Genomic DNA, 26,991 nt, shown 5'->3' with positions numbered 1-26,991 from the left:
CGCCTGTGAAACCGATCCCCAACATCAACATCGGCCAGGTCTACGACCAGCGCTACAGCGATGCCGACGTGCATTACGACCGGCTCGGCAACCTGGCGGGGTTTTTCGGGCGCAATATGCCCGTGCATCGGCATGACCGGTTTTTCCAGGTGCATTACGTCAAGAGCGGCGCCGTGCGGGTCTACCTCGACGATCAGCAGTACCTGGAATCCGGGCCGATGTTTTTTCTCACGCCGCCCACGGTAGCCCATGCCTTTGTCACCGAAGCCGATGCCGACGGCCATGTCCTGACCGTGCGCCAGCAACTGGTGCGGGCGCTGATTGATGCCGACCCGAGCCTTGCGCCCGGCCCGCAGATACCGCCCGCCTGCGTCGCGCTGGCACGCCTGGCACCCACGTTTCAGCCCGAGATCAAGCGGCTGGAGTGGCTGTTCGACGAGCTGTGCAACGAGGTCAACAGCACGGGCGCCGGGCGGGCGACAGCCCTGGAAAGCCTGACCCGCCTGATCATGATCAGCCTGCTGCGCCTGTGCGCCAATTCCCTGGAAGCGCGCCCGGCGCGCCACGAAGACTTGCGCATCTTCCATCGCTTCAATGAACTGATCGAAGACCACTATTTGCTGCATTGGCCGCTGTCGGCGTACGCCGAGCACATTGGCGTGACCGAGGCGCGGCTCAACGACGTATGCCGGCGTATTGCCGACCTGCCGTCCAAGCGCCTGGTGCTGGAACGGCTGATGCAGGAAGCCCGGCGCCTGCTGCTGTTTACCGGCAGTTCCGCGAATGAAATCTGCTACCAGTTGGGGTTCAAGGACCCGGCCTATTTCAGCCGGTTCTTCCAGCGTTATGCACAGATGACGCCGGGGGAGTACCGCCTGCGTCAATCGGGCCTGCGTTGATCACCACAGCGCCAGGCTGTAGCCGACGATGATGCGGTTTTCGTCGATATCACTGGTCAGGCCGTTGCTCGACCGCAGGGTCGCGTTACGCAGCCTGACGTTGACGTTTTTCAGCGGCCCGCTCTGCACGGTGTAGGTCAGGTCGGTATCGCGCTCCCATTCGCGGCCATTGCGCACGCTGGCGGTCTGCACATGGCTGCCGTCCACATAGCGCGTCATAAAGGTCAGCCCCGGCAGGCCGAGGGCGGCGAAGTTGTAGTCATAGCGCGCTTGCCAGGCATCGGTCTCGGCCTTGGTGAACACATTGATGGTTACCAGGTTGACCGAGTAGGGGTCCATGCCGGGGTAAGCGAAATCGCCATGGCCTGACAGGTTCTGGTAGCCCAGGCCGAACTTGTGCGCCCCTGTCGACAGGCTCAGCATGCCGTTGAAGAACCGGTTGTCGATGCGCCCGCCGTCCACCCGCGAAGCGCCGCGCAATTCATGGTTGCCCTGTTCGCGGGTATCGAAGTAGCGCAGGTCGCTGCGCAGGCTCATGCCGTTGCTCAGCGGCAGGTCGTGCACCAGGCCGATGAAGTGCTGGCGGTAGATATCCTGCATCTGTGCGTAGTAGTAAGTCGTCGCCAGCTGTGGGGTGATTGCATAGGTGCCGCCGGCCAGGTCCAGGTGGTTGCTGTCGACGCCGGCGTAGCTCATCGCGTCGTTGCTGGAAGAGTCGCGCAGGTTCTGTTTTTCCAGGCGGCCCAGGTTCAGGGTCAGGCCGGCGATGTCCTGGGAGGTGAGCAACTCGCCGCTATAGGTCGAAGGCAGGAGCCGGGTGTCGTTGTAGGCGGCCACCGGCAACTGCGGCTGCAGGGTGCCGGCCTTGAGCACGGTTTTCGAGACCCGCACCTTGGCCGTCAGGCCCAGTTCACTGTAATTGTCGACGGGCTGCTGGCTGGCGCCATACGGCAGCAGCCCGGTGCCACGGCGGTCGCGGCTGGAGTCGAGCTTGACCCCCAGCTCACCCAGGGCATCCACGCCAAAGCCCACCCGGCCTTCGGTGTAGCCCGACTCCAGGCGCAGCACAAAGCCCTGGGCCCACTCATCGGCCTTGTTCTGCGGCGCGTGGGTTTGGCGAAAGTCGCGGTTCATATAGAAGTTGCGCAGGTCGAGGCTGGCCTTGCTGTCCTGGATAAACTCGGCGTAGGCGCTCAAAGGGCTGAACGTAGCGCACAGGCCAGCGCTGGCCGCCAGGGGAAGGAGGCGCAAATGCATGACAGATTCCTTTTGTTGTTTTTGTAGGTATCGCCCTTCGGATCGCTGAAGGGAGTGGCATATTGTTAACATGTTATATTTATTATGGGTAGACAATTTGCGCTGCTTTAAAATAATTCGTGTCGAGGTTAACGAGTTTGTGTGGCGGCCGGCTTGCATGCCCGTGGAGCCGACCCTAAGCTTCGACGCTTCGATCTCTTTTGTGCGTGAGCCATGTCCACTCCCAGACCTTCCCTGACGCTGACCCTGCTGCAGGCCCGCGAAGCCGCCATGGCGTTTTTCCGGCCGTTGCTCAATGAACATCAATTGACCGAGCAGCAGTGGCGGGTGATTCGGATCCTGCGCCAGCAGGGCGAACTGGAGAGTCATCAGTTGGCGCACCTGGCCTGCATCCTCAAACCGAGCATGACCGGCGTGTTGGCGCGCCTGGAACGCGACGGCATCGTGCGTCGGCGCAAGTCCAGCGAAGACCAGCGCCGGGTGTTCGTGACCCTCACCGAGCAGGGGCAACAGTGCTTCGTCGAGATGAGCGCGGGGATGGAAAGCAACTACCAGAAGATCCAGGAACAGTTCGGCGAAGAGCAATTGCAGCAACTGCTCGACTTGCTCAACCAGTTGAAAAACATCAAGCCCTAAGCTGTTGCCGGCGATGGCGCCTCATACCGCGCCGCACACAGGTTGAACACTCATGGAAAGACGGCAATTCAGCGGCGGGATGAAAGGCAAGAACCTGCGCTACCTGAACGAAACCCCGGGCCAGGCCCAACGCCAGGTGCGTGCAGGGTTTGTGTTGCTGGAACACTTTTCCCTGCCGGCCTTCACCCAGGCGCTGGACACCCTGATCACCGCCAACCTGCTGCGCCCGGGGTTGTTCACTTCACGCACTTTCGGCCTGGACGAGCAGGAGGTGATCAGCGACCTGGGCCTGGTGATTCGCCCGGACGCGCGCCTCGACCACAACGCCCTGGGCGACCTTGATCTGTTGGTGATTTGCGGCGGCTATCGCACCCAGCTCAAGGCCGGTGAAAGCTTTATCGAACTGCTCAAGGCTGCGGCGCAACAGGGTGTGGTCCTCGCCGGCTTATGGAATGGCGCGTGGTTTCTGGGCAAGGCCGGGGTGTTGGACGGCTATCGCTGCGCCATTCACCCGGAACATCGCCCGGCCCTGACGGAAATCGCCAAGGCCACCCAGGTCAGCAGCGAGCCCTATGTGATTGATCGCGACCGACTGAGCGCGTCCAGCCCTTCGGGCGCGTTCCATATGGCCCTGGACTGGATCAAGAGCCTGCACGACAAGGCGCTGGTGGAGGGCATTGAAGATATCCTGGCGTTTGAGGAGTCGCGTTACCGGCGGATCAAGCCCGCCGAAAATATCTGCGTGAGTGCGCCGCTGCGCGAGGTGGTGCGCCTGATGGATGCCAACCTCGAAGAACCCCTGGCCCTGGAGCAACTGGCGGTGTATGCCGGGCGCTCGCGGCGCCAACTGGAGCGTTTGTTCCGCGAGCAGTTGGGCACCACACCGCAGCGCTACTACATGGAGCTGCGCATCACCGAGGCCCGGCGCCTGCTGCAGCACACCGAACTGTCCCAGGTCGAAGTGCTGGTGGCCTGCGGGTTTGTGTCGCCCAGCCACTTCAGCAAATGCTACAGCGCCTACTTTGGCTACCGGCCTTCAAAGGAAACCCGGCTGGTGAAGTAACCCCCCCATTTCTACGCGGAATGCGTCGCCGGTTTGCTCGACGGTGCGCGCTTGACGCAATGCGCCAGCGCCTGCTCGATATCCGCCAGCAGGTCTGCGATATCCTCCAGCCCCACCGATAAGCGCACCAGTCCTTCGGCAATCCCGTGCTGGGCACGTTCCTCCGGGGTGTAGGTGGAGTGGGTCATGCTGGCCGGGTGCTGGGCCAGGGATTCGGCGTCGCCCAGGCTCACTGCGCGGCTGAACAGCTTGAGCGCGTTCATGAAGCGTTTGCCGGTGGCGATGCCGCCCTTGAGTTCAAAGGCAATCATGCCGCCCGACAGTTTCATCTGACGTGCTGCCAACTCGTATTGCGGGAAGGAGCGCAGGCCGGGGTAGGTCACCGACTCGACTGCCGGGTTGGCCTGCAAGGCCTCGGCCACGGCCTGGGCATTGCTGCAATGGCGATCCATGCGCAGGGCCAGGGTCTTGAGGCCGCGCATCAATAGAAAGGCGTCCTGGGGCGACAGTACGGCCCCGGTCAGGTCCTTCAAGCCCTGCAGGCGAATGCGCTGCGCCAGGTCATGGCGGCTGACGGCGATCCCGGCAGTGATATCGCCATGCCCGCTGAGGTACTTGGTGGCCGAATGCACCACCACATCCGCGCCCAGTTCCAGCGGGCGTTGCAGGTACGGAGTGCAGTAGGTGTTATCAACCACCATGGTCACGTTGGCTTGCTGGTGAGCGATCTTGGCCACGGCGGCAATGTCGATCAATTGCAGGTTGGGGTTGGCCGGGGTTTCGCAGTAGATCATGCGGGTCGCGGGGGAGAGTGCGGCACGCAGGGCGTCGAGGTCTGCCAGGTCGACATGGCGCACCTTGATGCCGAACTCACCAATGCCATGGTGCAGCAGGGCGAAAGTACAGCCGTACAAGGTCTGGCTGACGATCACCTCATCGCCGGGGCGTAATAGGGTCCAGAAGGTCGCCGCAATCGCGCCCATGCCGGAACTGAACGCCACTGCGGCCTCGCCGCCCTCCAGGGTGGCCATGCGTGATTCCAGCAGCGCCAGGGTCGGGTTTGAAATGCGCGTGTAGAAGTGCCCGCTTTCTTCACCGGCAAAACACCCTGCGCCGTATTCGGCGGTCGGGAAGGCAAAGGTCGCCGACAGATAGATCGGCGGCACCAGGGCACCGTGATGGTCTTGCGCATCGTAGCCGTAGTGAATGGCACGGGTAGAAAAGCCGAATGTGTTGTGTTTATTGTGCATGTCGGACACTCCTTATTTCCTACAATGCTATGCTCATAACCGAGGCAGAACGTTGCCTACTTTGCCGAGAAAAGCCTGTGGCGAAGGATGAAATCCCATAAAAATAACAACTTGAGGCAAGACATGCCCAGCAGTCTGGACCGTACCGACAAAGCCCTGCTCAACGCCCTGCAAGGCAACGCTCGCCTGACCGTCGCCGAACTGGCCGAGCGCGTGTCCCTGACCACCTCGCCCTGCTGGCGAAGGGTCAAGAACCTGGAAGACAGCGGCGTGATCAGCGGCTACCAGGCGATCCTTTCGCCCAAAGCCTTGGGCTACGGGGTTACGGCCTTTGTCAGCATCATGATGGATACCCACTCCAAGGAAATCGCCCGGGCGTTTGAACAGCGGTTGCTGGACATCCCGGAAATCGTCGCCTGCCATAACGTGTCCGGCCGCTATGATTTTTTGCTGGAAGTGGTGGCCAGGGACCTGGAGTCCTTCGGCGAATTTGCCCGTGAGGTGTTGCAGACATTGCCGTGTGTGAAGGAAATCTACTCGAGCTTTTCCTACAAGTCGGTCAGGCCGTTGCGGGTGATTCCGTTGCCGGGGTGATGAGGCGCTCATGGGGATTGCGCAAGGCCGTGGTGCTTTCCTGGCGGCTTAAGAGATAAATCGTATTTCTTGCTCCGCTGTGACCCTTCAAGCCCATACGGTACTGCCGGATGCTAAAGGGCAGGGGGGCGATGTCTGGTTTGTAAGCAATGATAAAGATATGTCCGTGCCCAAAGCCCAGCTTGGTGATGCCGGTCGCCATACGCTCATCCATGAACTGGGCCACGCAATGGGGCTTACGCACCCCGGCAACTACAACGGCATTCTCGAACGTTCGAAGATCGACTCCCATGAAGACTCTCAAAGCCATAGCGTCATGAGCTATCGGGGCGAACGCACGACCTATGCCAATCATGGGGGCTTTCGGGCGTCGGCTCCCCAGCTCGACGATATTTACGCTTACCAATCCAAATATGGCGTCAATCACCAGACCCGCAAAGACGACACCACGTATGGCTTCAATTCCAATACCGGCCGTGACTTCCTGAGCGTCAATACCAAGCACGACAAAATGGTCGCCGCCATTTGGGACGGTGGCGGCAATGACACGCTTGACTTCTCGGGCTACAGCCAAGACCAGAAAATCAGTCTTGAAGAGGGTACGTTTTCCGATGTGGATGGCCTAAAAGGCAACGTTTCCATTGCTTATGGCGCCACTATCGAGAATGCCAAGGGTGGGACAGGCAACGATTGGCTGGTGGGCAACGCCGCGAATAACGAACTGCGCGGTGGCGATGGCAACGACTCCAGCGCCACGGCACCGGACCGGATCCAGGACTTTGTCAGCGGCGAGGACAAGGTTGACGTGTCAGGTATCAGGGCGCAGCTGGGTGATAAACCGTTGCAGTTTGTCAGCCGTTTTACCGGGGTGAGCGGTGAAGCCATCGTCGCCTATGACCGACAGTCGAACATGAGCACGTTGCAGATTTCGGGAAAACCCAACCAGCCGGCCTTTGTCCTGGAGGTGCAGGGAGAACTGCAGCGCAGCGATATCGTGAGCTGACCGCTAAAGGTGTCCAAGGGCGGTGGGCCAGTCCTGGCTGTTCAGTACACCCAGCACCTTGAGCTTGCCATGCGCATTGATTTGAACGAACAGTGAGCTGCCATATTCGGCGCCATCAGCGTGGGGGTAACCCAGCACCCGCTCCAGGTCACCGATGCATTCGCTGTGGGTGACCAGCAACAGGTTGCGCCCAGGGTGTTTGCGTACCGGCAGATCGTGGGCGAGGGCCGTGCCACATAAGGTCAAGCGGTCGGGCAATATCTGGGCATCGCCGAACATGAGTCGTGAGGTTTGCACGGTACGCGTGGTAGGGCTGCTCACCACATCGCTGTGGGACATGCCCAGGGCGTTGAACGCGCTACCCACGGCGACGGCCGAGACACCGCCGGGGCGGCTCAAGCCATCCGCAGGGCCCAGGCAGGGGTTGCCAGAGCGGTCGCAGCGTTCTTCATGGCGCACCAGTACGATCAGGTCGCCACTGCGCCAGGCCGCCAAGGCCCCCGAAGTGACCAGGCGATTGTCGATTCCCAGGTTCGGCGGCGTGGTTGGCCAGAGCATTGCGCCCATCACCACCAGGCACAGGGCGATGAGCGCAACGAAACGCAGCCATAACTGCTTGAAGGTTTTCGCCCGGCCCTCATCCGGGCAATTTATGTCAACCACACTCTTCACCCTGACACCTGAAATACAGCCGTTTGTGTTGCTGGGCAATTTAGGGGGCAGGGCGTGGTCGGCCAGTGAAAGCGATGTGAAAAAATTGCCTGGGTGGCGAGGGATAAGTCCCTCGCAACAAGGTCAGTTTCTCCTACAGCACTGATCACATCCTCCTTACATCTATTTGAAAAAATACTGTACATGCATACAGCATTATCCTACAGTCCATCCCAGGTGAACGGATTTCACCGCGCACCGACGCCACAATTTTTTAACTATGGATGGATAAAAAATGAAATCGAAAAAAGCCTTTATGCTGGGCGCGGCCATGGCGGCCTCCTGCTTCGTTTCGGCCTTTGCCCTGGCCGAACAATACCCTTCGCAAGCCCCAGCCAAACTGTCCGCCCAGGCAGTCAAGCAAGCGGTCGACCAAGTGCTTCAAGTGGGGGGCAAGGTCCAGTCGTCGAAATTGTCGGTCGAACTCAAGCAAAAACTCAAGGCGGCCAAGGCAGCCAAACCCAAGGCCCCGGCGAGCAAAGCCGCAGCCAGCGCTGCGCCCTTTGAGGCGGTGATCGGCGAGTTGCAAAAGCCGCAGCAGGATCAACTGCAAGGCGCAGCGATCGCGGCTTTTACCCCACAGTTCCCGACCCTGGATATCAACACCCTGTACACCCTCACCGGGGTAGAGACCGGGGCCGAAATCGCCTATCACTTCAACCTGCCGAAAAACGCTCGCATCCAGGTCCAACTGCTGAACCAGAGCGCCGGTACCGATATGTCGTTGAGCCTGTTCCATGACGATGGCCAGGGCAACCTGACGCTGCTGGGCACCTCTGATAACGCAGACAGCGCTGATGAATACCTCAACGGCGTGATGCCTGCCGGCGATTACTACTGGTACATGGTGGCCAAAGCCGCGAGCAATTCGCAGTTCAGTTTTGGCGTGGCGGTGGACAGCAATATCGACGCCTTCGAGCCCAACGACACCGCGCAAACCGCGTTCGCCCTGCCGGATGCCCTGAACCAGGTGACCGGCAACCTCGACAGCGTCAACGATGTCGATTACTTCGACTTCACCGCGCTGCGCGGCCAGGGTGTGGGCATGTTCCTTGGCGATGACGGCGAGGGCACCCGCGACCAGTGGATCTTCGAGCGCTTCGATGGCAACAATTGGGTGGTGATCCAGCCAAACAACACCTCCACCTACCCCAACCTCACGCCTGGCTACACCGTAAAGGTTCGGGTGCGGGCCAACCCGGCAGTGGCGCTCAACCCGCAGGCGCGATACCTCTTGTCTTTTGGCTCGGCGCCGCGACTGAACCAGAGCAATGTGAATGGCGATAACGTGGTGCGCATTCCCAGTTCGATCATGCAACTGGCTACTCAGGCTGCCCGTAGCCTGAGCTGGAGCACCCAATGGTCGGACAGCACCGGTGAGCCGTTGCGGGGTGTGACCCCGGTGCTGCGGGTCGACAAGCGCTTCGATAACACCATCAACTACCACTGGGTCAACTACGAGGCCAAGACCGGTATCACTGGCGCGGCCTCCGGCAATGTCGACCTGGGCACCTGCTCCGGCGATCTCAATGCGGTCTACCCGGACAGCTCGTCCGGCCAGACCTACAACTGGCGGACCTGGTTCAACATGGGCGGCTGGCGCATCGAGCTCAAAGAGTTCCCCGGTGTTGGCGTGGGCGGCAACATCACGCAGTACGTAAGCCTGGGGCATATCTGCAGCCAGACCATCGTGCGCTAACCGAAAACGGCTTGCCGGCGATCGCCGGCAAGTCGGCTTCTACAGCGCCAGTTTCAGTGGCAAGCGGGCCATGCTGGTGTTCTTCAGCGAGCCCAGGTACAGCCAGTCGCCATGCTCGCGCGCCGTGGTCACCGGCGAATAGTTGCCGGCACTGCCATCCTGCAAATTAGCGATCACCTGGCCATGCACGTCCAACCCCAGTACAAAGGCTTTGCGCTCCACGGGCTTGGGCAGCACCAGCAGCGCACGTACCACCATCTTGCGGACCGCCGGGTAACCGGCCAAGCCATCAAGCAGCGGGTTACGCGGTGAATACAGGGCTACCCAGAACCGATCCCGGCCGTTGAAGGTGAGGTTGTCCGGCAACCCTGGCAGGTTGTCGATAAACAGGTCATGGGTGCCCGCCTTGTCGCCCTTGAGCCAATAGCGACTGATGCGATAGGCCCCGGTTTCATTGACCAGCACATAGGCCTCATCCGGCCCCAGCGCCACGCCGTTGGCAAATTGCAGTTGATCGAGCAACACCTCGGTCTGGCCGTTGCTGAAGTCATAGCGCAACAAGCGGCCATCGCCACCATGCTCGATCACCGCCTCACCATCCTGGCCATAGCCCCAGCGGCTCGACGCGTCGCTGAAGTAGGCGTAGCGCCCGGCCGCATCCACCGTCACATCATCGGTAAAGCCGAAGGGCAGGCCATTGGCGCTGGTCGTCAGGCTGGTCAGTTTGCGCTGGCCGTCCAGTGCCAGCAGGCCCTTGACCCCGTCGGCAATGATCAGCCGCCCGTCCGGGTGTTGCGCCAGGCCCAGCGGCCGCCCCCCGGTATGGGCCAGCACCTCCAGGGTCTGGCTGTCGGGCGCGGTGCGGATGATCCGCCCGTCATGCAGGCCGGAGATCAGAAAACCCTCGGCATCCACCAGCAACGCTTCAGGCCCGTCGATGCCCAGGGCACCGATACGCTGGACGTCCTTCAGGCGCTGGTTTTCGCTGTAGGGCCCATCCTTCAGCGAGGGTGCCTTGGGTGGTGTCCAGTTGACCGGTTGCACCTGGGTGGGCATCAGCAGCAGGAAGGCCACGACGACGATCAATACCAGGAGCAGCAAGTGACGGATTTTTTGATTCATGGTGTGTCCCGAGGGGCTTTGGAGGGGGGCGTGACCGGCTCCCAGTGCAACGTGCCGAACAGATAGTCCATCAGCGGCAGCACAATGTTGAAGTTGCGCCCTTGCATCAACTCACGGCGGTGGTGCAACGCGTGGAGCTGGTGCATGTGCCGGATCCACGGCAGGCGTGCCAGGGGATGGTCGGAGGGCAGATGTTCACAGGCATGGAAGGTTTCGTAGAGCAGGTAACCGAGGATCATACACCCGGCGAACAACCCCGCCACGTTGGGGTTTAACTGCTTGAGCAGCCACCAGGCGGGGAGGGTGATGGCCAGGCTGTGGACAACGATCAGCCAGGCGGGAAACAGGATCACCCGCCAGTCTCTGGGGCTGTCGTAGGTCATATGGCCAGGGGTGAAAAAACTGTGGTGATCGCCGGTGTGGCGTGCATAGAACAGCTTGGCGACAGCGTGTTTGTGATGGCCCAGGTGGCGGTGGACGAGGTAGATGCACAGGTTGAAGAACACCAGGGTCAGGGGGATGGTCAGCCATTCCCAGGCCTGAATGTGCTGGGTGCTGCCCCAGGCCAGGAGGATGCAGGACAAACCGTAGAGCACTACAAAACCGGCATGCAGCCACGGGTTATAGCGTGGGTGGACAGCGGCACGGTAGCGTTCGCGAAAGGCCTCGGTGGGATGGGTCATGGCGTCGCTCGTTGTATTTTTTGTTGGTGAGTGAGCTTAGTCCGGCCTGAGGATTTTGCGAGCTGAGCTTGCCCCTGTGGGCGCTGGCTTGTCGGGTCGCCGCATCGCTGCGATCGCGCCAGTAAGAACACCTCGGGTGTGCGCCTTAACGACCCACGCGAGCATGCCCGCCCCCACAAGGGATATCGCAAGGGGCTTGCACCCACCGCATTTCCTTGCTAGCTTCTGGCAAAATGTTAACGATAACATTTGCTCTAAAAATAAAAACAAAACAGAGAACCACGCCATGAAAATGCTTCGCAAAACCCTGTGTTTGTTGGCTTTAAGCATCTCCACCGTCGCCCTGGCCGACACCAAGCCTGCCCCCATGCGCATCGGCGCTTCCTTCCAGGAAATCAACAACCCGTACTTCGTCACCATGAAAGACGCTCTGCAAGAAGCGGCGGCGACCATCGGTGCGCAATTGATCATCACCGATGCCCGCCACGACGTGTCCAAGCAGGTCAGTGACGTGGAAGACATGCTGCAAAAGGGCATCGACATCCTGCTGATCAACCCCACGGATTCGGTCGGCGTGCAGTCCGCCGTCAAATCGGCCCACGCCGCGGGTGTGGTGGTGGTTGCAGTGGATGCCCAGGCCGAGGGGCCCCTGGATTCCTTCGTCGGCTCGAAAAACTTCGACGCCGGCTTCCAGGCCTGTGAATACCTGGCCAAGAGCATCGGCGACCAAGGCAATATCGCGATCCTCGATGGCATCGCCGTAGTACCGATCCTCGAGCGCGTGCGCGGTTGCAAGGAAGCCGTGGCCAAGCACCCGCAGATCAAGATCGTCAGCATCCAGAACGGCAAGCAGGAACGTGACCAGGCGCTGAGCGTGACCGAAAACATGCTCCAGGCCCAACCCACCCTTAAGGGCATTTTCAGCGTCAATGACAACGGCTCCCTCGGCGCACTGTCGGCCATCGAGGCCAGCGGCATGGACGTCAAGCTGGTCAGCGTCGATGGCGCACCGGAAGCGATCAAGGCTATCCTCAAGCCAGGCAGCAAGTTTATCGCCACCTCGGCGCAGTACCCCCGCGACCAGATCCGCCTGGCCCTGGGCATCGCCCTGGCGAAGAAGTGGGGCTCCCATGTCCCCGCCAGTATCCCGGTGGACATCGCCCTGATCGACCAGGCCAAGGCCAAGGATTTCAGCTGGTAAACCGTCCATGCCCCACGTCAATCGTGGGGCACAGGGCATCCTTCTGAACGAGAGGTCGGCGGTATGAGCAGTCTTTTGCAACTGGAAAATATCTGTAAGCGCTACCCCGGGGTGCAAGCCCTCAAGTCCATCAACCTGCAGGTGGAACGCGGCGAAATTCATGCCTTGCTCGGGGAAAATGGCGCGGGCAAATCGACCCTGATGAAAATCCTCGGCGGCGTCGAGCACCAGGATGAAGGGCGCATTCTGATTGACGGGCAGGCCCGGCACTTTGCGACGTATCGCGATGCGATTGCCGCCGGTATCGGCATTGTCTTCCAGGAGTTCAGCCTGATTCCCGACCTCACGGCCGTGGAGAACATTTTCCTCGGCCATGAGTTGAACAACCGCTTCGGCCTGCTGCGCAAGCGCGATATGCATGAGGCGTCCCAGGCATTGTTTCAGCGTCTGGGGGTGAGCATCGACCTGCAATGCCCGGTGCGGCGCCTGAGCGTGGCCGAGCAGCAGTTTGTCGAAATCGCCAAGGCCCTGGCCCTGGAGGCGCGGCTGCTGGTGCTCGATGAGCCCACCGCGACCCTGACGCCGAGCGAGGCCGAACTGCTGTTCGAGATCATGCGCGAACTCAAGCGCCAGGGCGTGGCGGTGATTTTTATCTCCCACCATCTGGAGGAGATTTTCCAGGTGTGCGACCGCATCAGCGTGTTGCGCGACGGCGGCAATGCCGGCGTCACCGACGTGGCCGACAGCGATATTGACCGTCTGGTGGAGATGATGGTGGGCCGCAAGCTGGAATGCAGTTTTCCCGCCAAACCCACCGCCGCGCGCGGGCCGCTGCTGCTTGAGGTCAGGGATATCCAGTTGCAGCGCAATGGCCCCCACAACCAGTTCCACCTGCATCAGGGCGAAATCCTCGGCTTTGCCGGGCTGGTCGGTTCGGGCCGTACCGAGCTGGCACTGGGGATGATGGGCGCACTGCCGTCGGTGACCAAGGATGTGTGGTTGCGCGGCGCCAAAATCAGCCTCGACGACCCGGCCCAGGCGTTGGCCCACGGCATCGGCCTGCTGCCGGAAAGTCGCAAGAGCGAAGGCCTGATCACCGATTTCAGCATTCGCGAAAACATCTCCATCAACAACCTGCACAAGTACCAGGGCGCCAGCGGCCTGATCGACAAGGGCAAGGAGTGCGCCAGCGTCGAAGCGTTGATGCAGCAACTGTCGATCAAGGCGCCGAGCGGCGAAAGCCGGGTGTTCAACCTGAGCGGCGGCAACCAGCAGAAAGTGGTGATTGCTCGTTGGATCAACCATCACTGCGATGTGCTGGTGTTCGATGAACCAACCCGTGGCATCGACGTCGGCGCCAAGGCACAGATCTACGCGCTGATGCGCAAGCTCACCGAGCAAGGCTACGCAATCATCATGATTTCCTCCGAACTGCCGGAAATCATCGGCATGTGCGACCGCGTCGCCGTGTTCCACAAGGGCGCCATCGTCAAGGTACTGGAAGCGTCCGCCGTCAACCCACAAGAGGTCATGCGCCATGCAACAGGGGGCTCAAGTGAATACGTCCATTAACCGCGCAGGTACCCAGGGGTTACGGCTGAACCTGGCACGACTGGTGCGCTCGCCGGCGTTCTATCCGTTTATCGGGCTGCTGGTGGTCACGGCGGTGATGATCGTGGCCAGCGACAACTTCCTCACCGCCAGCAACCTGTCCAATATCGGCCGCCAGGTGTCGATCAACGCGATCATCGCGGTGGGCATGACCTGCGTGATCCTCACCGGTGGTATCGACTTGTCGGTGGGGCCGGTGATGGCCTTGTCCGGCACCCTGACCGCCGGGCTGATGGTCGCGGGCCTGCCGCCGGGCCTGGCGATTGGCGCGGGCCTGTTGATCGGCGTGGCCTTTGGTATCGGTAACGGGCTGTTCGTGGCGTACCTGCATATGCCGCCGATCATCGTCACCCTGGCGACCATGGGTATCGCCCGGGGTTTTGGCCTGATGTACACCGATGGCTATCCGATTTCCGGGCTGCCGGAGTGGTTTGGTTTCTTTGGCCGCCAAAGCCTGCTGGGCATCCAGGTGCCGATCCTGATCATGCTGGTCACCTACCTGGTGGCCTACGTGCTGCTGCAACACACACGCATCGGCCGCTACATCTACGCCATCGGTGGCAACGAAGAGGCGGTGCGCCTGTCCGGGGTGCGCGCGGCGCGCTTCAAGTTGCTGGTGTATGGCATCAGCGGCCTGACCGCAGCGATTGCCGGGCTGGTGTTGACCTCGCGCCTGATGAGTGGCCAACCCAACGCCGGCATCGGTTTCGAGCTGGATGCGATTGCCGCAGTGGTCCTGGGCGGCGCCTCGATTGCCGGTGGGCGCGGGGTGATTGTCGGCACCTTGCTCGGCGCCATGCTGTTGGGCGTGTTGAACAACGGCCTGAACATGCTCGGGGTCTCGCCCTATGTGCAGAGCGTGATCAAGGGCGCAATTATTCTGCTGGCGATCTTTATCAGCCGTCAGCGCCACAAGTAAAAAAACCAGCACCTCGACGCGGCCGCCGTGGCCGCGACGGGCTCTCTCATCTTCAATAAAGGTCAGTACATCATGGAAAAGCACAGCCAAATGCAAGCCGTCGTCTGCCACGGCCCGAAAGACTACCGCCTGGAGCGCATCAGCAAACCCCTGGCGCGGCCCAATGAACTGGTGATCCGCATTGCCGCCTGCGGGATCTGCGCCAGTGACTGCAAATGCCACTCGGGCGCGGCGATGTTCTGGGGTGGCGACAACCCGTGGGTCAAGGCGCCGGTGGTGCCGGGGCACGAGTTTTTCGGTTACGTGGAGCAAGTGGGCGAGGGCGCCGAGGAGCACTTTGAGGTCAAGGTCGGCGACAAGGTCATCGCCGAGCAGATCGTGCCCTGTGGCAAGTGCCGCTTCTGCAAGTCCGGCAAGTACTGGATGTGCGAAGTGCACAACATTTTCGGCTTCCAGCGCGAAGTGGCCGAAGGCGGCATGGCCCAGTACATGCGCATCCCCAAGACCGCCATCGTGCACAAGATTCCCGAGTCGGTGTCCCTGGAGGATTCGGCGTTGATCGAGCCCATGGCCTGCGCGATCCATACGGTCAACCGTGGCGACCTGCAACTCGATGACGTGGTGGTGATTGCCGGTGCCGGCACCCTGGGCCTGTGCATGGTCCAGGTGGCTGCGCTGAAGACCCCGAAAAAACTGGTGGTGATCGACATGGTCGACGAGCGCCTGGAGCTGGCGAAAAAATACGGCGCCGATGTGGTGATCAACCCGGCCCGTGACAACGCCCGCGCGATCATCAATGGCCTGACCGACAACTACGGCTGCGACGTGTATATCGAGACCACTGGCGTGCCGGCCGGCGTGACCCAGGGCCTGGATTTAATCCGCAAGCTGGGGCGGTTTGTCGAGTTCAGCGTGTTCGGCGCCGAGACCAGTGCCGACTGGTCAATCATCGGTGACCGCAAGGAACTGGACGTACGCGGCGCACACCTGGGGCCGTATTGCTACCCGGTGGCCATCGACCTGTTCGAGCGCGGCCTGGTGACGTCCAAGGGCATCGTCACCCACGACTTCCCCCTGGATAACTGGGCCGAAGCGTTCGACCTGGCCAACTCGGTGAAGTCGATCAAGGTGCTGCTCAAGCCGGGGCAATAAGTATGAAATACGTGATTGGCGTGGACATTGGCACCCAAAGCACCAAGGCGCTGTTGGTGGATGGTGAGGGTCGGATCATTGCCCAGCACAGCCAGGGCTATCGCGTGGACACGCCAAAAGTGCGCTGGGCCGAGCAGTGGCCGCAGGTCTGGCTGGACGCGGTGGAGGCCTGTGTGGCCGGGTGCATGGGCAAGGCCGGGGTCGTCAAAGAGCAGGTCAAGGCGCTGTGCATCAGCAGTCTGTACGGCGGCTCGGGGATAGCCGTGGATGCGCAGATCAAGCCGCTGCACCCATGCCTGATCTGGATGGACCGCCGCGCCGGCGAGCAGGTGGCCTGGGTCCGCGAGCAGGTTGACCTGGAGCGCCTGTTCGCGGTCACCGGCAACTCCCTGGACAGCTACTACGGCTTCACCAAGATGCTCTGGCTCAAGCAGCACCAGCCTGAAGTCTGGGCCAACACCCGCTACCTGCTGCCGCCCAACAGCTATATCAATTACTGCCTGACCGGTGAGGTGGCGGTGGATCACAGCAGCGCCGGCAATATCGGCGGGGTCTATGATGTGGCCGCGCGCGGCTGGTCCGTCGAGATGCTGGCGGCGCTGGATATCCCGTTGGCAATGATGCCCGAGCGCTTGCTGTATTCGGGCGAAGTGGTGGGCGGTTTGCTGCCGGAATGGGCTAGGCGCCTGGGCCTGGCGCCGGGCATGCCGGTGCTGGCCGGTGGCGTCGATGCGGCGATGGCGACCCTGGCGGCCGGCGTCACCCGACCGGGCAACCACGTGGCGATGATCGGCACCAGCATGTGCTGGGGCTACCTCAACCAGCAGGTGGATGCCCACCATGGTCTGGTGAGCATGCCCCACGTCTATAACGGCCAGCAGGACCTGTACATCTTTGGCGGCGCGATTACTGCCGGCGCCTCGGTAAGCTGGTTTCGCGAGCAGTTCTGCCAGGCCGAGGAGCAACAGGCCCAGGCCACCGGCCAAGACAGCCTGTGGCTGCTGGAACAGCGCGCGCACGCGATCCCGGCGGGCAGTGAAGGGCTGTTGTTTTTGCCTTACCTGATGGGCGAGCGCAGCCCGGTGTGGGATGACCAGGCCAGCGGCAGCTTTGTCGGCCTGAACCTGTATCACAGCCGCATCCACCTGTACCGCGCGGTGCTCGAAGGCGTGAGTTTTGCCCTGCGGCACAATATCGAGGCGGGCATGCGCGGTGCCCATTCCCTGGACCCACGGTTGATCGTGGTGGGCGGCGCGAGCCATTCGGATTTGTGGATGCAGATTATCGCGGATGTCACCCGCTACCCGGTGTACACCATCGTCCAGGAAGTGGAGGCGGCGCTGGGCGCAGCGTTGTTGGCGGCGCATACGGTGGGGCTGGTGGATAAGGCGCAAATGGACAAAGGCTGGGTGCAGTTGCAGCTGCGGGCCGAGCCTGGGGCTGAAAATGTGCAGGCATACGACCGCGCTTTTGCCGACTACCTGAGGCTGTATCCGGCACTCAAACCGATCATGCACAGCCTGCAAATGAGTTAAGTGAACACAGACCAAGATTTGGGAGCAGGCAAACCAGCTCCCACAGGGGTTCTCCATTGCATTCGAGACCGTCATCCATGACCACCACCTTCGACTTCAGCCACCAGCGCATCCTTGTTACCGGCGCCACCAGCGGTATTGGCCGGGAAATCGCCCTGCAACTGATCGCCAGCGGCGCCCAGATCTTTGCCATCGGCCGCGACGCCCACGCTCTGTCCCAATTGGGTTGTGCAACCCTGTGCCTGGACATCGCCGACAGCGCCGCCCTGGACCTGGCCCTCAAGGACTTGCCGCCCATGCACGGTCTGGTCAATTGCGCCGGGATCTCGCGCCTGGAACCGGCAGCGGCGATCAGCAGCGCCGCCTTCGACCACGTGATGAACGTCAACGCCCGCGCCGCCGCGCAAGTCGCCAGCCGGGTAGCGGCGGCGATGATCGCGGCAGGTATCGCCGGCAGTATCGTCAACGTTTCCAGCCAGGCCTCGTTGGTGGCGCTGGAGGATCACCTCGGTTATTGCGCGTCCAAGGCTGCCCTGGATGCGATCACCCGTGTGCAATGTGCCGAATGGGGACGTTTCGGGATCCGCGTCAACAGCGTCAACCCCACCGTGACCCTCACGCCGATGGCGCAACAGGCCTGGTCCGACCCGGCCAAGCGCGACCCGGCCCTGGCGGCGATTCCCCTGGGGCGTTTTGCGCAGCCCCGGGAAGTGGCGTTGCCGGTGCTGTTCCTGTTGAGTGAGGCTGCGAGCATGATCAGTGGGGTCAGCCTGCCGATTGATGGCGGCTACACCAGCCGTTAGCCGTTCTCCAGCTTACCGGCGATCACCACCTTGTCCCGGGGTTTGTGCGGGTCTTGCAGGCGGTCGAGCAACAGGCGCACCGCACTGCTGCCGGCCAGCGACGCATCATGGGCCACGCAGGCAATCGGCACGCCGAAGATATCGGCAAACGGCAGGCGGTCGATGCCGCAGATGGTCAGGCTGTCGTGGGGGATATTGTGCATGCGCAAGGCGCGCAGGGCGCCGAGGGTGATCAACTGGTTGAAACCCATGATCGCCTCCGGCGCGGGGTGCGCGGCCAGGTAGTCGAGGGTGTGCAGGTAGGAGGGCATCAAGGTGTAGTCGCCGGCGCACACCTCGACCTGCACCTGGGGGTACTCTGCGAGCACTTCGCGCAGGCCCTTGAGGCGCTCCACGGTGATGCGTGAATGCTGCGGCCCGGTCAGTACCAGCAGGCGCTTGAGCGCCGGGTTCTGGCGCAACAGGTACTGCGCGGCCTCGATCCCGCTGTGGTAGTTGTCCAGCACCACGCGGCTGAACGGGCTGTCGTGGATCGTGCGGTCGAGCAGCACCACCGGGGTCTTGCCGTTGCCCAGGCGCTCCAGGTAATCGGGCTGGTAGTCGGGCTCGTCGGAGACCGGCGACAGGATAATCCCCGCCACGCGATAACCCAGCAGGGTATCCACGGCCTTGCTTTCCAATTCTTCCAGCTCGTCGGTGTCCACCAGCATGATGGTGTAGCCGTGCTTTTTCGCCTCGCGGGAAATCGCCTTGATCATTTCGCTGTAGAACGGGTTGTCCACCGACGCGGTGATCACCCCGATGATCAGGCTTTCGCTGCGCTTGAGCCCGCGAGCAAAGGCGTTGGGCACATAGTCCAGCTCCCGCGCCACCTCAAGGATCCGCGCCAGGGTGGCGGGCTTGACCAGGTCAGGTTTGCTCAACGCCCGCGACACCGTGATGGTGGTCATATTGACGCGTTTGGCGATGTCGCTGATGGTGACGGATTTTTTCTTGTTCATCGGCAGGTGGGACCAGGAGAAAACATCAGGAGGCTACCATGGGCATCGGTTCAAAGCACCGGATCCCAACGCTGTGACCAATCGCTCTCGGCCTTGACCACCCCGCGCAGCAGCACCAGGGCCTGCTGCAGGATCGCCGAATCACGCTCACGCGAGTACACCAGGTAGGTCGGGAAACTGAACTCCGGGGCCTTGGGCACGCGCTCCATCACGCCGCTCTCGAGATAGCTCTGCACCACCCGCGTGCGGAAATAGCCGCTGCCACCGTTCTCCAGGATGTACTGCAAGGCCAACGGCCCCAGGTTGAAACTCACAGCCGCGCGGGCCTTGTCCGGCAGGGCGGCGTCGTGTTGCTGGCGAAAGCCCGCGCCCCAGTCGATATACACATAGGGATCGGGGCGGGCGGCCAGACGCACCAGGATCAGTTTTTCCTCCAGCACCTGCTCCACCTGCAACCCCGGCCAGTACTGCGGCTGGAACACCAGCGCCGCATCCAGCACCCCCAGTTCCAGCTGGCGCAACAGGTACTCCCCATCACGCACTTCGGTGCGCAGCGCATGGCTGGGGATGTGTTCGCGCAGGGCCTTGGCCCAACCGAGGATCAGCGGGTTGCACAGGCTGACTTCGCCGCCGATATGCAACACATTGCGATAGCCCTCGGGTAACGGCAGGTCGCGGCGTGCGGCTTCCCAGGTTTGCACCAGTTGATTGGCGTACACCACGAATGCCTCGCCATCGGCCGTCAACCGCGCCCCGGCGCGGTTGCGCACAAACAGGGTGCTGTCGAGCTGGCTTTCGAGCTTTTGCACCCGGGCGGTGATGGCGGTCTGGGTAACGTGCAGTTTCTCGGCGGCTGCGGCCAGGCTGCCGCAACGGGTGATTTCCAGGAAAGTGCGTGCCAGTTCGATGTCCATGTCGGCTCCGAGGCAGGAGCGAGCGTGCTCGCGAAAAGTGTCAACGATACCACGCGCCTCTTCGATGAGTGCGTTGCTCCAGGGCTCAGCGCGTGCGCGTGGGCTCACGCTTTCCTTAAGGAAAGGCCTATGTCTGCTCGCTGTGTGCAGGGCTAGTTTGGGATGTGCCCAGGCGGGCTCGTCCCCCGGCATTTCTCACCACTTCACTGCACCAGTGAAAAGGAGACGCAACATGTCGACTTCAACAACGTTTAACCTTTCTCCCTTTGCCAGCAATACCGTGACTCACTTGGATCGTGTCCTTCACCACGATCAACGCGGTGGCGAACGCACAATCAACGGCAAACCTTCATATACCGTCGAGCAGGCCGCCGATGAGATAACCCGTGACAACTCCCGTTGGCACGATACCAATGGCGATGGAAAAACTGATGTCACCTACCAGTTTCGAACGACGGCCGGGCCGTTTTTTCGGGCATTGGGCCTGAGTGGGTTCAGTGAATTCAATCAGGCCCAGAAGGATTCAGCGCGGCAGGCCATGGACCAATGGTCGGATGTGGCGAATGTGCGCTTCACCGAACAGGGTCAGGGAGCGGTGAGTGAGGGCAATATCAACTTTGGAAACTTCAATGAAAGCGCTGACGGCAAAAACGCTTTCGCGACGACGCTGCCTTCTGAAGCGACACAGCGATATCTGGCGGCAAACCCGCGTATTCCACGGTTCGGTGCAGCCTCTGAAATATGGCTGGCCGGATCGGATGAGGTCCATACAGCCCCCAGCCATTCCAACGACGGGCACAGAACCACCGCCCACGAACTGGGGCATGCCCTGGGGTTGTCGCACCCGTTCAGAAGCCTTCCTACAGGTTCGAGTTACGCGACGGCTACCTACGCGGAGGACACCAGCGGGCATAGCATCATGAGCTACTGGAGTGAGCAGCATACTGGCCAGTCCTTCGTAAAAAACGGCATCAACTACCAGCCCTCTACACCGATGGTGGATGACATGGCCGCCATCCAGAAACTCTACGGGGCGAACCACGAAACCCGGACGGGCGATACCACCTATGGCTTCAACTCCAATGCCGACCGTGAGGCTTATCGTTTGAGTTCATCCAGAGACGCTCCGGTGTTTACAGTCTGGGACGGTGGTGGTGTAGATACGCTGGATTTTTCTGGGTTTAGCGATAATCAGGTGATCAATCTCAACGAGGGCGCACCGTCGGATGTCGGCGGGATGAAAAAGAATGTATTCATTGCCAAGGGCACGACCATCGAAAACGCCAAGGGTGGGGCGGGAAACGATATTTTTATCAGCAACCTTACCCAGAACATATTGACTGGCGGCGGTGGCAGGAACTCCTACCTGTTCTTGAATGCGCAGCAATCGACACCGCAGAGTCCTGATCGAATCACCGACTTCGTGTCGGGCAAGGACAAGATCGACGTGTCCAACCTGCGGGCGACGGGGCCAGAGGCTACTTATGTGGATGAGCGTGACGTTTCAGTGGTTGATGAAGCGCTGCATGGAGTTGAATCAGCGCCGAGGCGTGACATTGCGGAAAAACCCATGAGGTTCGTCAGCCGGTTTACCGGTGAAGGTCGACAGGCCATTTTGGAATACGACGCTCAAGCCCATCAGTCCACGCTGCAGATTGACCTGAACGGTAATCGTCGCGCCGACTTCCTGCTCAAGATTGATAGTGAGCAGCCTTTGAAGGGCTCCGATATCAAAGCCTAATCCCGCAGCAACCTGTAGTCGGAGCCGGTCAGCCGGCTCCTGCAGGTGATCGCGTTTCAGGTGGGCGTATGCGGTGCTTGCAAATGCTGGGTCGGGAACGCCCTGGCATACGCCTGGCACACCCGCAGCACCTGCTCATCGGCAAACCGCGCACCCACCACATGCAAGCCCACCGGCAAACCATTGGCCGCCAGCCCGCACGGCACCGAGGCCGCCGGTTGCTGGGTGAGGTTGAACGGATAGCTGAAAGGCGTCCACTCCATCCACTCGCCCAGCCCGGAGCCCGGTGGCACGTTATGCCCGGCGTCAAAGGCGGTGATTGGCAGCATCGGCGAGACCAGTAGGTCGTAGTGCTCATGGAACGCCGCCATGCGCGCCACCAATGCCGCCCGGGCCTCCAGGGCGGCGCTGAAGTCGGCCAGGCCGAGGCGTTCGCCCTGTTGCGCAATGCGCAGCAGGCCAGGGTCGAGCAGCTCGCACTGGGCGTCGGTCAACTGCCCGGTCAGGCGCGCCGCGCCGGCACACCACAGGGTACTGAACACCTCCAGCGGATCGCTGAAGCCCGGGTCGATCTGTTCGACATGCGCCCCCAGTTGCACCAGGCCCGCGACCGCTTGGGCGACCACCTTGGCCACCTGCGGATCGACGTCCACGTAACCAAAATCCGGGCTGTAGGCGATACGCAGGCCCTTGAGGTCCGTGCCCGGCGTGAGCCATGGCGTGCTGCGCGGCGCGCCGATCAGGCCGTCCCGGGCATCTGGTTGGGCCACGGTTTGCAGCATCAGCACTGCATCTTCCACGGTGCGGGTCATCGGCCCCAGGTGCGAGAGGATCGTCATCGAGCTGGCCGGCCATTGCGGCACGTAACCAAAGGTCGGCTTGATCCCGAAGGTGCCGGTAAAGGCGCAGGGAATGCGGATCGAGCCGCCAGCATCGCTGCCCTGGTGCAACACGCCAAGGTTCAGCGCCGCCGCTGCACCCGCGCCGCCGGACGAACCACCGGCTGTGGTGCGCGTGTCCCAGGGGTTGCGGGTGATGCCGTACAGCGGGTTGTCGGTGACGCCTTTCCAGCCGAATTCCGGGGTGGTGGTCTTGCCCAGCAACACCGCGCCGGCCTTGCGCATAAACGCCGAAAACGGCGCGTCAACGTCCCACGGCCCGGTGGCGGAGGAGGTGCGTGAGCCCTTGCGCGTGGGCATGCCTGCCGTCAGGGTCAAGTCCTTGATCGACGCCGGCACCCCGTCCAATGCCCCGCAGGGCGCGCCCTGGAACCAGCGCTGCTCCGAAGCCCGTGCGGCGTTCAAGGCGCCCTCGGGGTCGACATGGCAGTACGCGTTGACCACCGGGTTGTAGCGCTCGATGCGCAGCAGAGTGTCTTCGGTCACTTCCACCGGCGACAGGCTCTTATTCCGGTAGCGTGCCAGCAGTTCTACAGCCGTCAGGTTGGCGATCTGCGTCATGCTGCTTCACCTCCCTGTTGCGCGGCATTGACCATGGCCCGCAGCAGCACCGCGCAGCCGGCGGCCAAATCATCCGGCGCGGCGTTTTCGATTTCGTTGTGGCTGATACCGCCTTCGCACGGCACAAAAATCATCCCGGCCGGGCCCAGTTCAGCGACAAAAATTGCGTCGTGCCCGGCGCCGCTGACAATGTCCATGTGGCTCAGGCCCAGCACCTGGGCAGCATCGCGCACGGCGTTGACGCAGGTCGGATGAAAGTCCAGCGGCGGGAAGTCGGCGGTGGGCGTCAACTCATAGCTCAAGCCATGCTGCTTGGCTGTGGCTTCGATCACTTCACGCACTTCATCGACCATGGCCTGCAGCTTGTCGGCATGCAGGTGGCGCAGGTCGATGGTCATCTGCACTTGGCCGGGAATCACGTTGCGCGAGCCCGGATGCAGGGTCAGGCAGCCGACCGTGCCACAGGCGTGGGGTTGCTGTTGATGGGCAATGCGGTTGACCGCACTGACCACCTGCGCGGCACCCACCAGGGCGTCCTTGCGCAGGCGCATGGGCGTGGGGCCGGCGTGGGCCTCGACGCCGGTGAAGGTCAGGTCGAACCACTTCTGGCCCAGGCAGCCCATGACCACGCCGAGGGTGATGGCCTGATCTTCGAGGACCGGGCCCTGTTCGATATGCGCCTCGAAGTAGGCGCCCACCGGGTGCCCGAGCACCGCACGCGGGCCGGCGTAGCCGATGCGCTGCAGCTCGGCGCCCACCGACAGGCCTTGCTCATCCTGCTTGTCGAGGGTTTCCTGCAGGTCGAATTTGCCGGCAAACACTCCCGAGCCCATCATGCACGGCGGGAAGCGTGAGCCTTCCTCGTTGGTCCATACCACCACTTCAATCGGTGCTTCGGTTTCCACGCCCAAGTCATTCAAGGTGCGGATCACTTCCAGGCCGGCCATCACCCCATAGCACCCATCGAACTTGCCGCCAGTGGGCTGGGTGTCGATATGGCTGCCGGTCATCACCGGTGGCAGGTTGGGGTTGCGCCCGGCGCGGCGGGCAAAAATATTGCCGATCGCATCCACGCTGACGCTGCACCCGGCCGCTGTGCACCACTGCACAAACAGGTCGCGGGCCTGGCGGTCGAGGTCGGTCAGGGCCAGGCGGCACACGCCGCCTTTGGCCGTGGCGCCGAGTTGGGCCAGGTCCATCAAGGATTGCCACAGGCGGTCGCGGTTGATCAGCGGGGCATTGCTCTGGAGCGGTTGCGCAAAACTATTCATCAGCAGTCTCCGGTCAGGCACTCAGGGCCAGGTAGCGGTTCTTGATCGTCGGGTCGGCGCGAAACGCCTCGGCGCTGCCTTCGTAGACCACGCGGCCCTGTTCGAGTACGTAGTGGCGGTCGGCGAGCTTGTCGCAGACCAATAGGTTCTGCTCCACCAGCAGCACTGGCAGGCCGTCGTCCTTGATCTTGCGCAGGATCTTCACCAGTTCGTCGACGATCACCGGGGCCAGGCCCTCGGTGGGTTCGTCGAGGATCAGCAGCTTGGGATCGTTGAGCAGGGCGCGGGCGATGGCGAGCATCTGCTGCTCGCCACCGGACAACGCATGCCCGGCGTTTTTGCGCCGCTCCTTGAGGCGCGGGAACATCGCGTACACGTCCTCCATCTGCCAACGGCTGGTCTTGCGCACGGCGATGCGCAGGTTTTCCTCGACCGTAAGCAGGCGGAAAATCCCGCGGTTCTCCGGCACCAGCGCTAATCCCTGGCGGGCAATTTCAAAGATTTTCTGCCCCACCAACGGTTTGCCGTTGAAGTGAATCTGCCCCTGGCGCGGGCAGATAATCCCCAGGATGCTGCGCAGGGTGGTGGTCTTGCCGGCGCCGTTACGGCCGAGCAGGGTCACCAGTTCGCCGGGATTGACAGTCAGGGACACGCCCTCGAGGACGTGGCTCTTGTCGTAGTAGGAATGGATATTGTCGACGGTCAGCATCAGGCGGCCTCCCCCAGGTAAGCACTGCGCACGCGCTCGTCGGCGCGCACGAATTCCGGTGTGCCCTCGACCAGGATCTGCCCGTGGCTCATCACAGTGATGCGTTGGCTGATGGACATGACGATGCTCATGTTGTGCTCGATCAGCAGCACCGTATGGTCGCGGCCCAGGTCGCTGATCAGTTGGGTCATGATTGGGATGTCGTCGATGCCCATGCCCGACGTGGGCTCGTCGAGCATCAACAGCTTGGGCTTGGAGCAGATCGACATGCCCACCTCCAGCACACGCTGCTGGCCGTGGGACAGTTCGCCGGCCAGGGTCTCGGCGCGGGCGGTGAGTTGCAGACGCTCCAGGACCTGGTCGGCCATCTCCAGGTGTTCACGCTTACTGTCCACGCGGCGCCAGAAGTTCAGGGCGCGTGCGCCGTCACGGCCCTGGGCGGCCAGGCGCAGGTTTTCGCGCACGCTGAGGTTCTGGAACAGGCTGGTGAGCTGGAACGAACGCGCCATGCCCAGGCCGACGCGGCTGTGGGCCGGCTTGCGCATCAGGTTCTGGCCGTCGAAATGAATCGCCCCGGCGGTGGCCTGGCGTTCGCCGGTCAGGCAGTGAAACAGGCTGGTCTTGCCGGCGCCGTTGGGGCCGATAATGGTGTGGATGGTGCCGGCTTCGACCTTGAGGTTGACGCCGTTGACGGCATGGAAGGCGCCGTAGGCCAGTTCCAGGTCTTTGGTTTCCAACAGGATGCTCATAGCAGCTCCTCCTTGGTCACGGCGGCGGCCTTGCGGCTGCCACGCACACGTTCGAACAGCGCCGACAGGCCGCCCCACAAGCCTCCACGCATAAAGATCACCACCAGGATCAGGATCACCCCCAGCAGCATCAGCCAGCGCGGCCACAGATCGGAGAGAAAGTCCCCCAGCAGCACGATGGAACCGGCCCCCAGCAGCGAGCCGAACAGCGAGCCGGTGCCGCCGACGATGGTCATGATCAGGATGTTTTCCGACATCACCAGGTCGATGTTGGACAGCGGCACAAAGTGCAGGAGCATGGCGTACAGCGCCCCGGCGATCCCGGTGACCGCGCCAGACAGCACAAACACCAGGATCTTGAAGTGGCGCGTGTCGTAGCCGATGGCCGAGGCGCGGGTTTCGTTTTCGCGGATCGCCATCAGCGTGCTGCCGAACGGCGAGGCGATCACCCGGCGCGCGCCGATAAAGATCAGCAGGAACAGCACCGCGACAAAGCCATAGAACACCCGGGCGTCGGCCAGGGACAGCAGCACTGTGTCACCGATACGGATTTCCGGGCGCGGCACACTGAGCAGGCCGTTGTCGCCACCGGTCCAGTCGCTCAGGGTGTAGGCCAGGAAGTAGGCCATCTGGCTGAAAGCCAAGGTCAGCATCACGAAATAGATGCCGGTGCGGCGGATCGCCAGGGCACCCACCAGGAAGGCCAGGAACCCGCCGACCAGGGCCGCGCCGAGTAGCGCGCTGAACAGGCCCAGTTGCAGGTGGATCATCAGCAAGGCGGCGCAATAGGCACCGGCGCCGAAGAAGATGCCTTGGCCGAACGACAGCAGCCCGGTGTAGCCCAGCAACAGGTTGCAGGCCAGGGCGGCGAGGGCAAAGATCAGGATCTCGGTGGCCAGGGTTGCCGAGGGCAGGATCAACGGCAGGCCGATCAGTACCGCCAGCACCCACAGCAACATGGCCTTGGATTGAGTTTTAGCAAACGGCAGGGGATTTTTCTCGCTCATG

Annotated in this window: 25 protein-coding genes; 13 read left to right on the top strand and 12 right to left on the bottom strand. The window is 62.1% G+C overall.

Annotation, left to right across the window (positions count from 1 at the left end; genetic code table 11):
* Nucleotides 1–5: 5 nt before the first annotated feature.
* Nucleotides 6–899, top strand: coding sequence for a 4-hydroxyphenylacetate catabolism regulatory protein HpaA (hpaA, locus tag HBR94_RS05185; RefSeq protein ID WP_115128598.1), 894 nt, complete (start codon nt 6–8; stop codon nt 897–899).
* Here hpaA and HBR94_RS05180 read toward each other — a convergent pair whose 3' ends face one another.
* A complete protein-coding gene (locus tag HBR94_RS05180) occupies nt 900–2,156 on the bottom strand; it encodes an OprD family porin (RefSeq protein WP_170044322.1) in 1,257 nt (418 codons plus the stop codon).
* Nucleotides 2,157–2,369: 213 nt separating this feature from the next.
* On the opposite strand from HBR94_RS05180, the gene hpaR reads away from it, so the two are divergent.
* Complete coding sequence (gene hpaR, locus HBR94_RS05175; protein ID WP_057441641.1) at nt 2,370–2,792, top strand: homoprotocatechuate degradation operon regulator HpaR; 423 nt, start codon at nt 2,370–2,372, stop codon at nt 2,790–2,792.
* 52 nt (nt 2,793–2,844) lie between these two features.
* Nucleotides 2,845–3,855, top strand: a complete 1,011-nt coding sequence (locus tag HBR94_RS05170; RefSeq protein ID WP_120733581.1) for a GlxA family transcriptional regulator — start codon at nt 2,845–2,847, stop codon at nt 3,853–3,855.
* A gap of 11 nt (nt 3,856–3,866) precedes the next feature.
* Here the strand turns inward: HBR94_RS05170 and HBR94_RS05165 are convergent, their stop codons facing one another.
* Nucleotides 3,867–5,105 carry a methionine gamma-lyase gene (locus HBR94_RS05165; RefSeq protein ID WP_170044321.1) on the bottom strand — a complete coding sequence of 413 codons (1,239 nt, stop codon included), beginning with the start codon at nt 5,103–5,105 and terminating at the stop codon, nt 3,867–3,869.
* Between the two features lie 123 nt (nt 5,106–5,228).
* Here HBR94_RS05165 and HBR94_RS05160 point away from each other — a divergent pair, with 123 nt between their 5' ends.
* Both HBR94_RS05160 and HBR94_RS05155 read left to right on the top strand, forming a co-directional pair.
* Complete coding sequence (locus HBR94_RS05160) at nt 5,229–5,699, top strand: Lrp/AsnC family transcriptional regulator (RefSeq protein WP_032863716.1); 471 nt, start codon at nt 5,229–5,231, stop codon at nt 5,697–5,699.
* A gap of 160 nt (nt 5,700–5,859) precedes the next feature.
* On the top strand, nt 5,860–6,702 hold the full coding sequence (locus HBR94_RS05155; protein WP_170044320.1) for a M10 family metallopeptidase C-terminal domain-containing protein: 843 nt from the start codon (nt 5,860–5,862) through the stop codon (nt 6,700–6,702).
* Between the two features lie 3 nt (nt 6,703–6,705).
* Here HBR94_RS05155 and HBR94_RS05150 read toward each other — a convergent pair whose 3' ends face one another.
* On the bottom strand, nt 6,706–7,365 hold the full coding sequence (locus HBR94_RS05150) for a histidine phosphatase family protein (RefSeq protein WP_222931999.1): 660 nt from the start codon (nt 7,363–7,365) through the stop codon (nt 6,706–6,708).
* A gap of 283 nt (nt 7,366–7,648) precedes the next feature.
* Between HBR94_RS05150 and HBR94_RS05145 the strand changes: the two genes are divergently transcribed.
* Nucleotides 7,649–9,112 carry a hypothetical protein gene (locus HBR94_RS05145; RefSeq protein WP_115128594.1) on the top strand — a complete coding sequence of 488 codons (1,464 nt, stop codon included), beginning with the start codon at nt 7,649–7,651 and terminating at the stop codon, nt 9,110–9,112.
* A 39-nt stretch (nt 9,113–9,151) separates the two neighbouring features.
* Here the strand turns inward: HBR94_RS05145 and HBR94_RS05140 are convergent, their stop codons facing one another.
* Both HBR94_RS05140 and HBR94_RS05135 read right to left on the bottom strand, forming a co-directional pair.
* Nucleotides 9,152–10,234 (bottom strand): SMP-30/gluconolactonase/LRE family protein, encoded by a 1,083-nt coding sequence (locus HBR94_RS05140; protein WP_170044318.1) that lies wholly within the window; start codon nt 10,232–10,234, stop codon nt 9,152–9,154.
* Nucleotides 10,231–10,917, bottom strand: coding sequence for a sterol desaturase family protein (locus tag HBR94_RS05135; protein WP_170044317.1), 687 nt, complete (start codon nt 10,915–10,917; stop codon nt 10,231–10,233). The genes HBR94_RS05140 and HBR94_RS05135 overlap by 4 nt, the downstream gene beginning before the upstream one ends.
* Nucleotides 10,918–11,203: 286 nt before the next feature.
* Here HBR94_RS05135 and HBR94_RS05130 point away from each other — a divergent pair, with 286 nt between their 5' ends.
* From HBR94_RS05130 to HBR94_RS05105, 6 genes are all read left to right on the top strand, one after another.
* Nucleotides 11,204–12,118: a substrate-binding domain-containing protein gene (locus HBR94_RS05130; protein ID WP_057444288.1), complete on the top strand. Its 915-nt coding sequence runs from the start codon at nt 11,204–11,206 to the stop codon at nt 12,116–12,118.
* Nucleotides 12,119–12,181: 63 nt separating this feature from the next.
* The gene (locus tag HBR94_RS05125; RefSeq protein ID WP_057960112.1) at nt 12,182–13,690 is read left to right on the top strand and encodes a sugar ABC transporter ATP-binding protein; all 1,509 of its coding nucleotides are present in this window, start codon (nt 12,182–12,184) and stop codon (nt 13,688–13,690) included.
* Nucleotides 13,656–14,648: a ribose ABC transporter permease gene (locus HBR94_RS05120; protein ID WP_057960111.1), complete on the top strand. Its 993-nt coding sequence runs from the start codon at nt 13,656–13,658 to the stop codon at nt 14,646–14,648. The genes HBR94_RS05125 and HBR94_RS05120 overlap by 35 nt, the downstream gene beginning before the upstream one ends.
* A 72-nt stretch (nt 14,649–14,720) precedes the next feature.
* Complete coding sequence (locus HBR94_RS05115; protein WP_057441625.1) at nt 14,721–15,800, top strand: alcohol dehydrogenase catalytic domain-containing protein; 1,080 nt, start codon at nt 14,721–14,723, stop codon at nt 15,798–15,800.
* A gap of 2 nt (nt 15,801–15,802) precedes the next feature.
* The gene (locus tag HBR94_RS05110; RefSeq protein WP_170044316.1) at nt 15,803–17,335 is read left to right on the top strand and encodes an FGGY-family carbohydrate kinase; all 1,533 of its coding nucleotides are present in this window, start codon (nt 15,803–15,805) and stop codon (nt 17,333–17,335) included.
* 77 nt (nt 17,336–17,412) lie between these two features.
* Nucleotides 17,413–18,138, top strand: coding sequence for an SDR family oxidoreductase (locus HBR94_RS05105; RefSeq protein WP_170044315.1), 726 nt, complete (start codon nt 17,413–17,415; stop codon nt 18,136–18,138).
* On the opposite strand, the gene HBR94_RS05100 is transcribed toward HBR94_RS05105, so the two are convergent.
* A complete protein-coding gene (locus HBR94_RS05100) occupies nt 18,135–19,139 on the bottom strand; it encodes a LacI family DNA-binding transcriptional regulator (protein ID WP_170044314.1) in 1,005 nt (334 codons plus the stop codon). The genes HBR94_RS05105 and HBR94_RS05100 overlap by 4 nt on opposite strands.
* 50 nt (nt 19,140–19,189) lie before the next feature.
* Nucleotides 19,190–20,053, bottom strand: coding sequence for a LysR family transcriptional regulator (locus HBR94_RS05095; protein ID WP_057960108.1), 864 nt, complete (start codon nt 20,051–20,053; stop codon nt 19,190–19,192).
* Between the two features lie 232 nt (nt 20,054–20,285).
* Here HBR94_RS05095 and HBR94_RS05090 point away from each other — a divergent pair, with 232 nt between their 5' ends.
* Entirely contained in the window at nt 20,286–21,794 is a 1,509-nt protein-coding gene (locus tag HBR94_RS05090) for a M10 family metallopeptidase C-terminal domain-containing protein (protein ID WP_170044313.1), read from the top strand.
* A gap of 56 nt (nt 21,795–21,850) precedes the next feature.
* Here HBR94_RS05090 and HBR94_RS05085 read toward each other — a convergent pair whose 3' ends face one another.
* From HBR94_RS05085 to HBR94_RS05065, 5 genes are read right to left on the bottom strand one after another with little or no spacing between them, the layout of a single operon-like run.
* Nucleotides 21,851–23,254 carry an amidase gene (locus tag HBR94_RS05085; RefSeq protein WP_170044312.1) on the bottom strand — a complete coding sequence of 468 codons (1,404 nt, stop codon included), beginning with the start codon at nt 23,252–23,254 and terminating at the stop codon, nt 21,851–21,853.
* Nucleotides 23,251–24,525, bottom strand: a complete 1,275-nt coding sequence (locus HBR94_RS05080) for a Zn-dependent hydrolase (protein WP_057960106.1) — start codon at nt 24,523–24,525, stop codon at nt 23,251–23,253. Before HBR94_RS05080 ends, HBR94_RS05085 begins: the two co-directional genes overlap by 4 nt.
* Before the next feature lie 13 nt (nt 24,526–24,538).
* A complete protein-coding gene (locus HBR94_RS05075; protein WP_029293283.1) occupies nt 24,539–25,234 on the bottom strand; it encodes an ABC transporter ATP-binding protein in 696 nt (231 codons plus the stop codon).
* Nucleotides 25,234–25,983, bottom strand: a complete 750-nt coding sequence (locus tag HBR94_RS05070; RefSeq protein WP_057441609.1) for an ABC transporter ATP-binding protein — start codon at nt 25,981–25,983, stop codon at nt 25,234–25,236. The genes HBR94_RS05075 and HBR94_RS05070 overlap by 1 nt, the downstream gene beginning before the upstream one ends.
* A complete protein-coding gene (locus HBR94_RS05065) occupies nt 25,980–26,990 on the bottom strand; it encodes a branched-chain amino acid ABC transporter permease (RefSeq protein ID WP_115128584.1) in 1,011 nt (336 codons plus the stop codon). The genes HBR94_RS05070 and HBR94_RS05065 overlap by 4 nt, the downstream gene beginning before the upstream one ends.
* Nucleotide 26,991 lies beyond the last annotated feature (1 nt).

Origin of the sequence: Pseudomonas sp. WS 5412 (assembly GCF_012985615.1) — a bacterium.
Classification (GTDB): domain Bacteria; phylum Pseudomonadota; class Gammaproteobacteria; order Pseudomonadales; family Pseudomonadaceae; genus Aquipseudomonas; species Aquipseudomonas shahriarae.
This window is presented reverse-complemented; position numbering and strand designations above follow the sequence as displayed.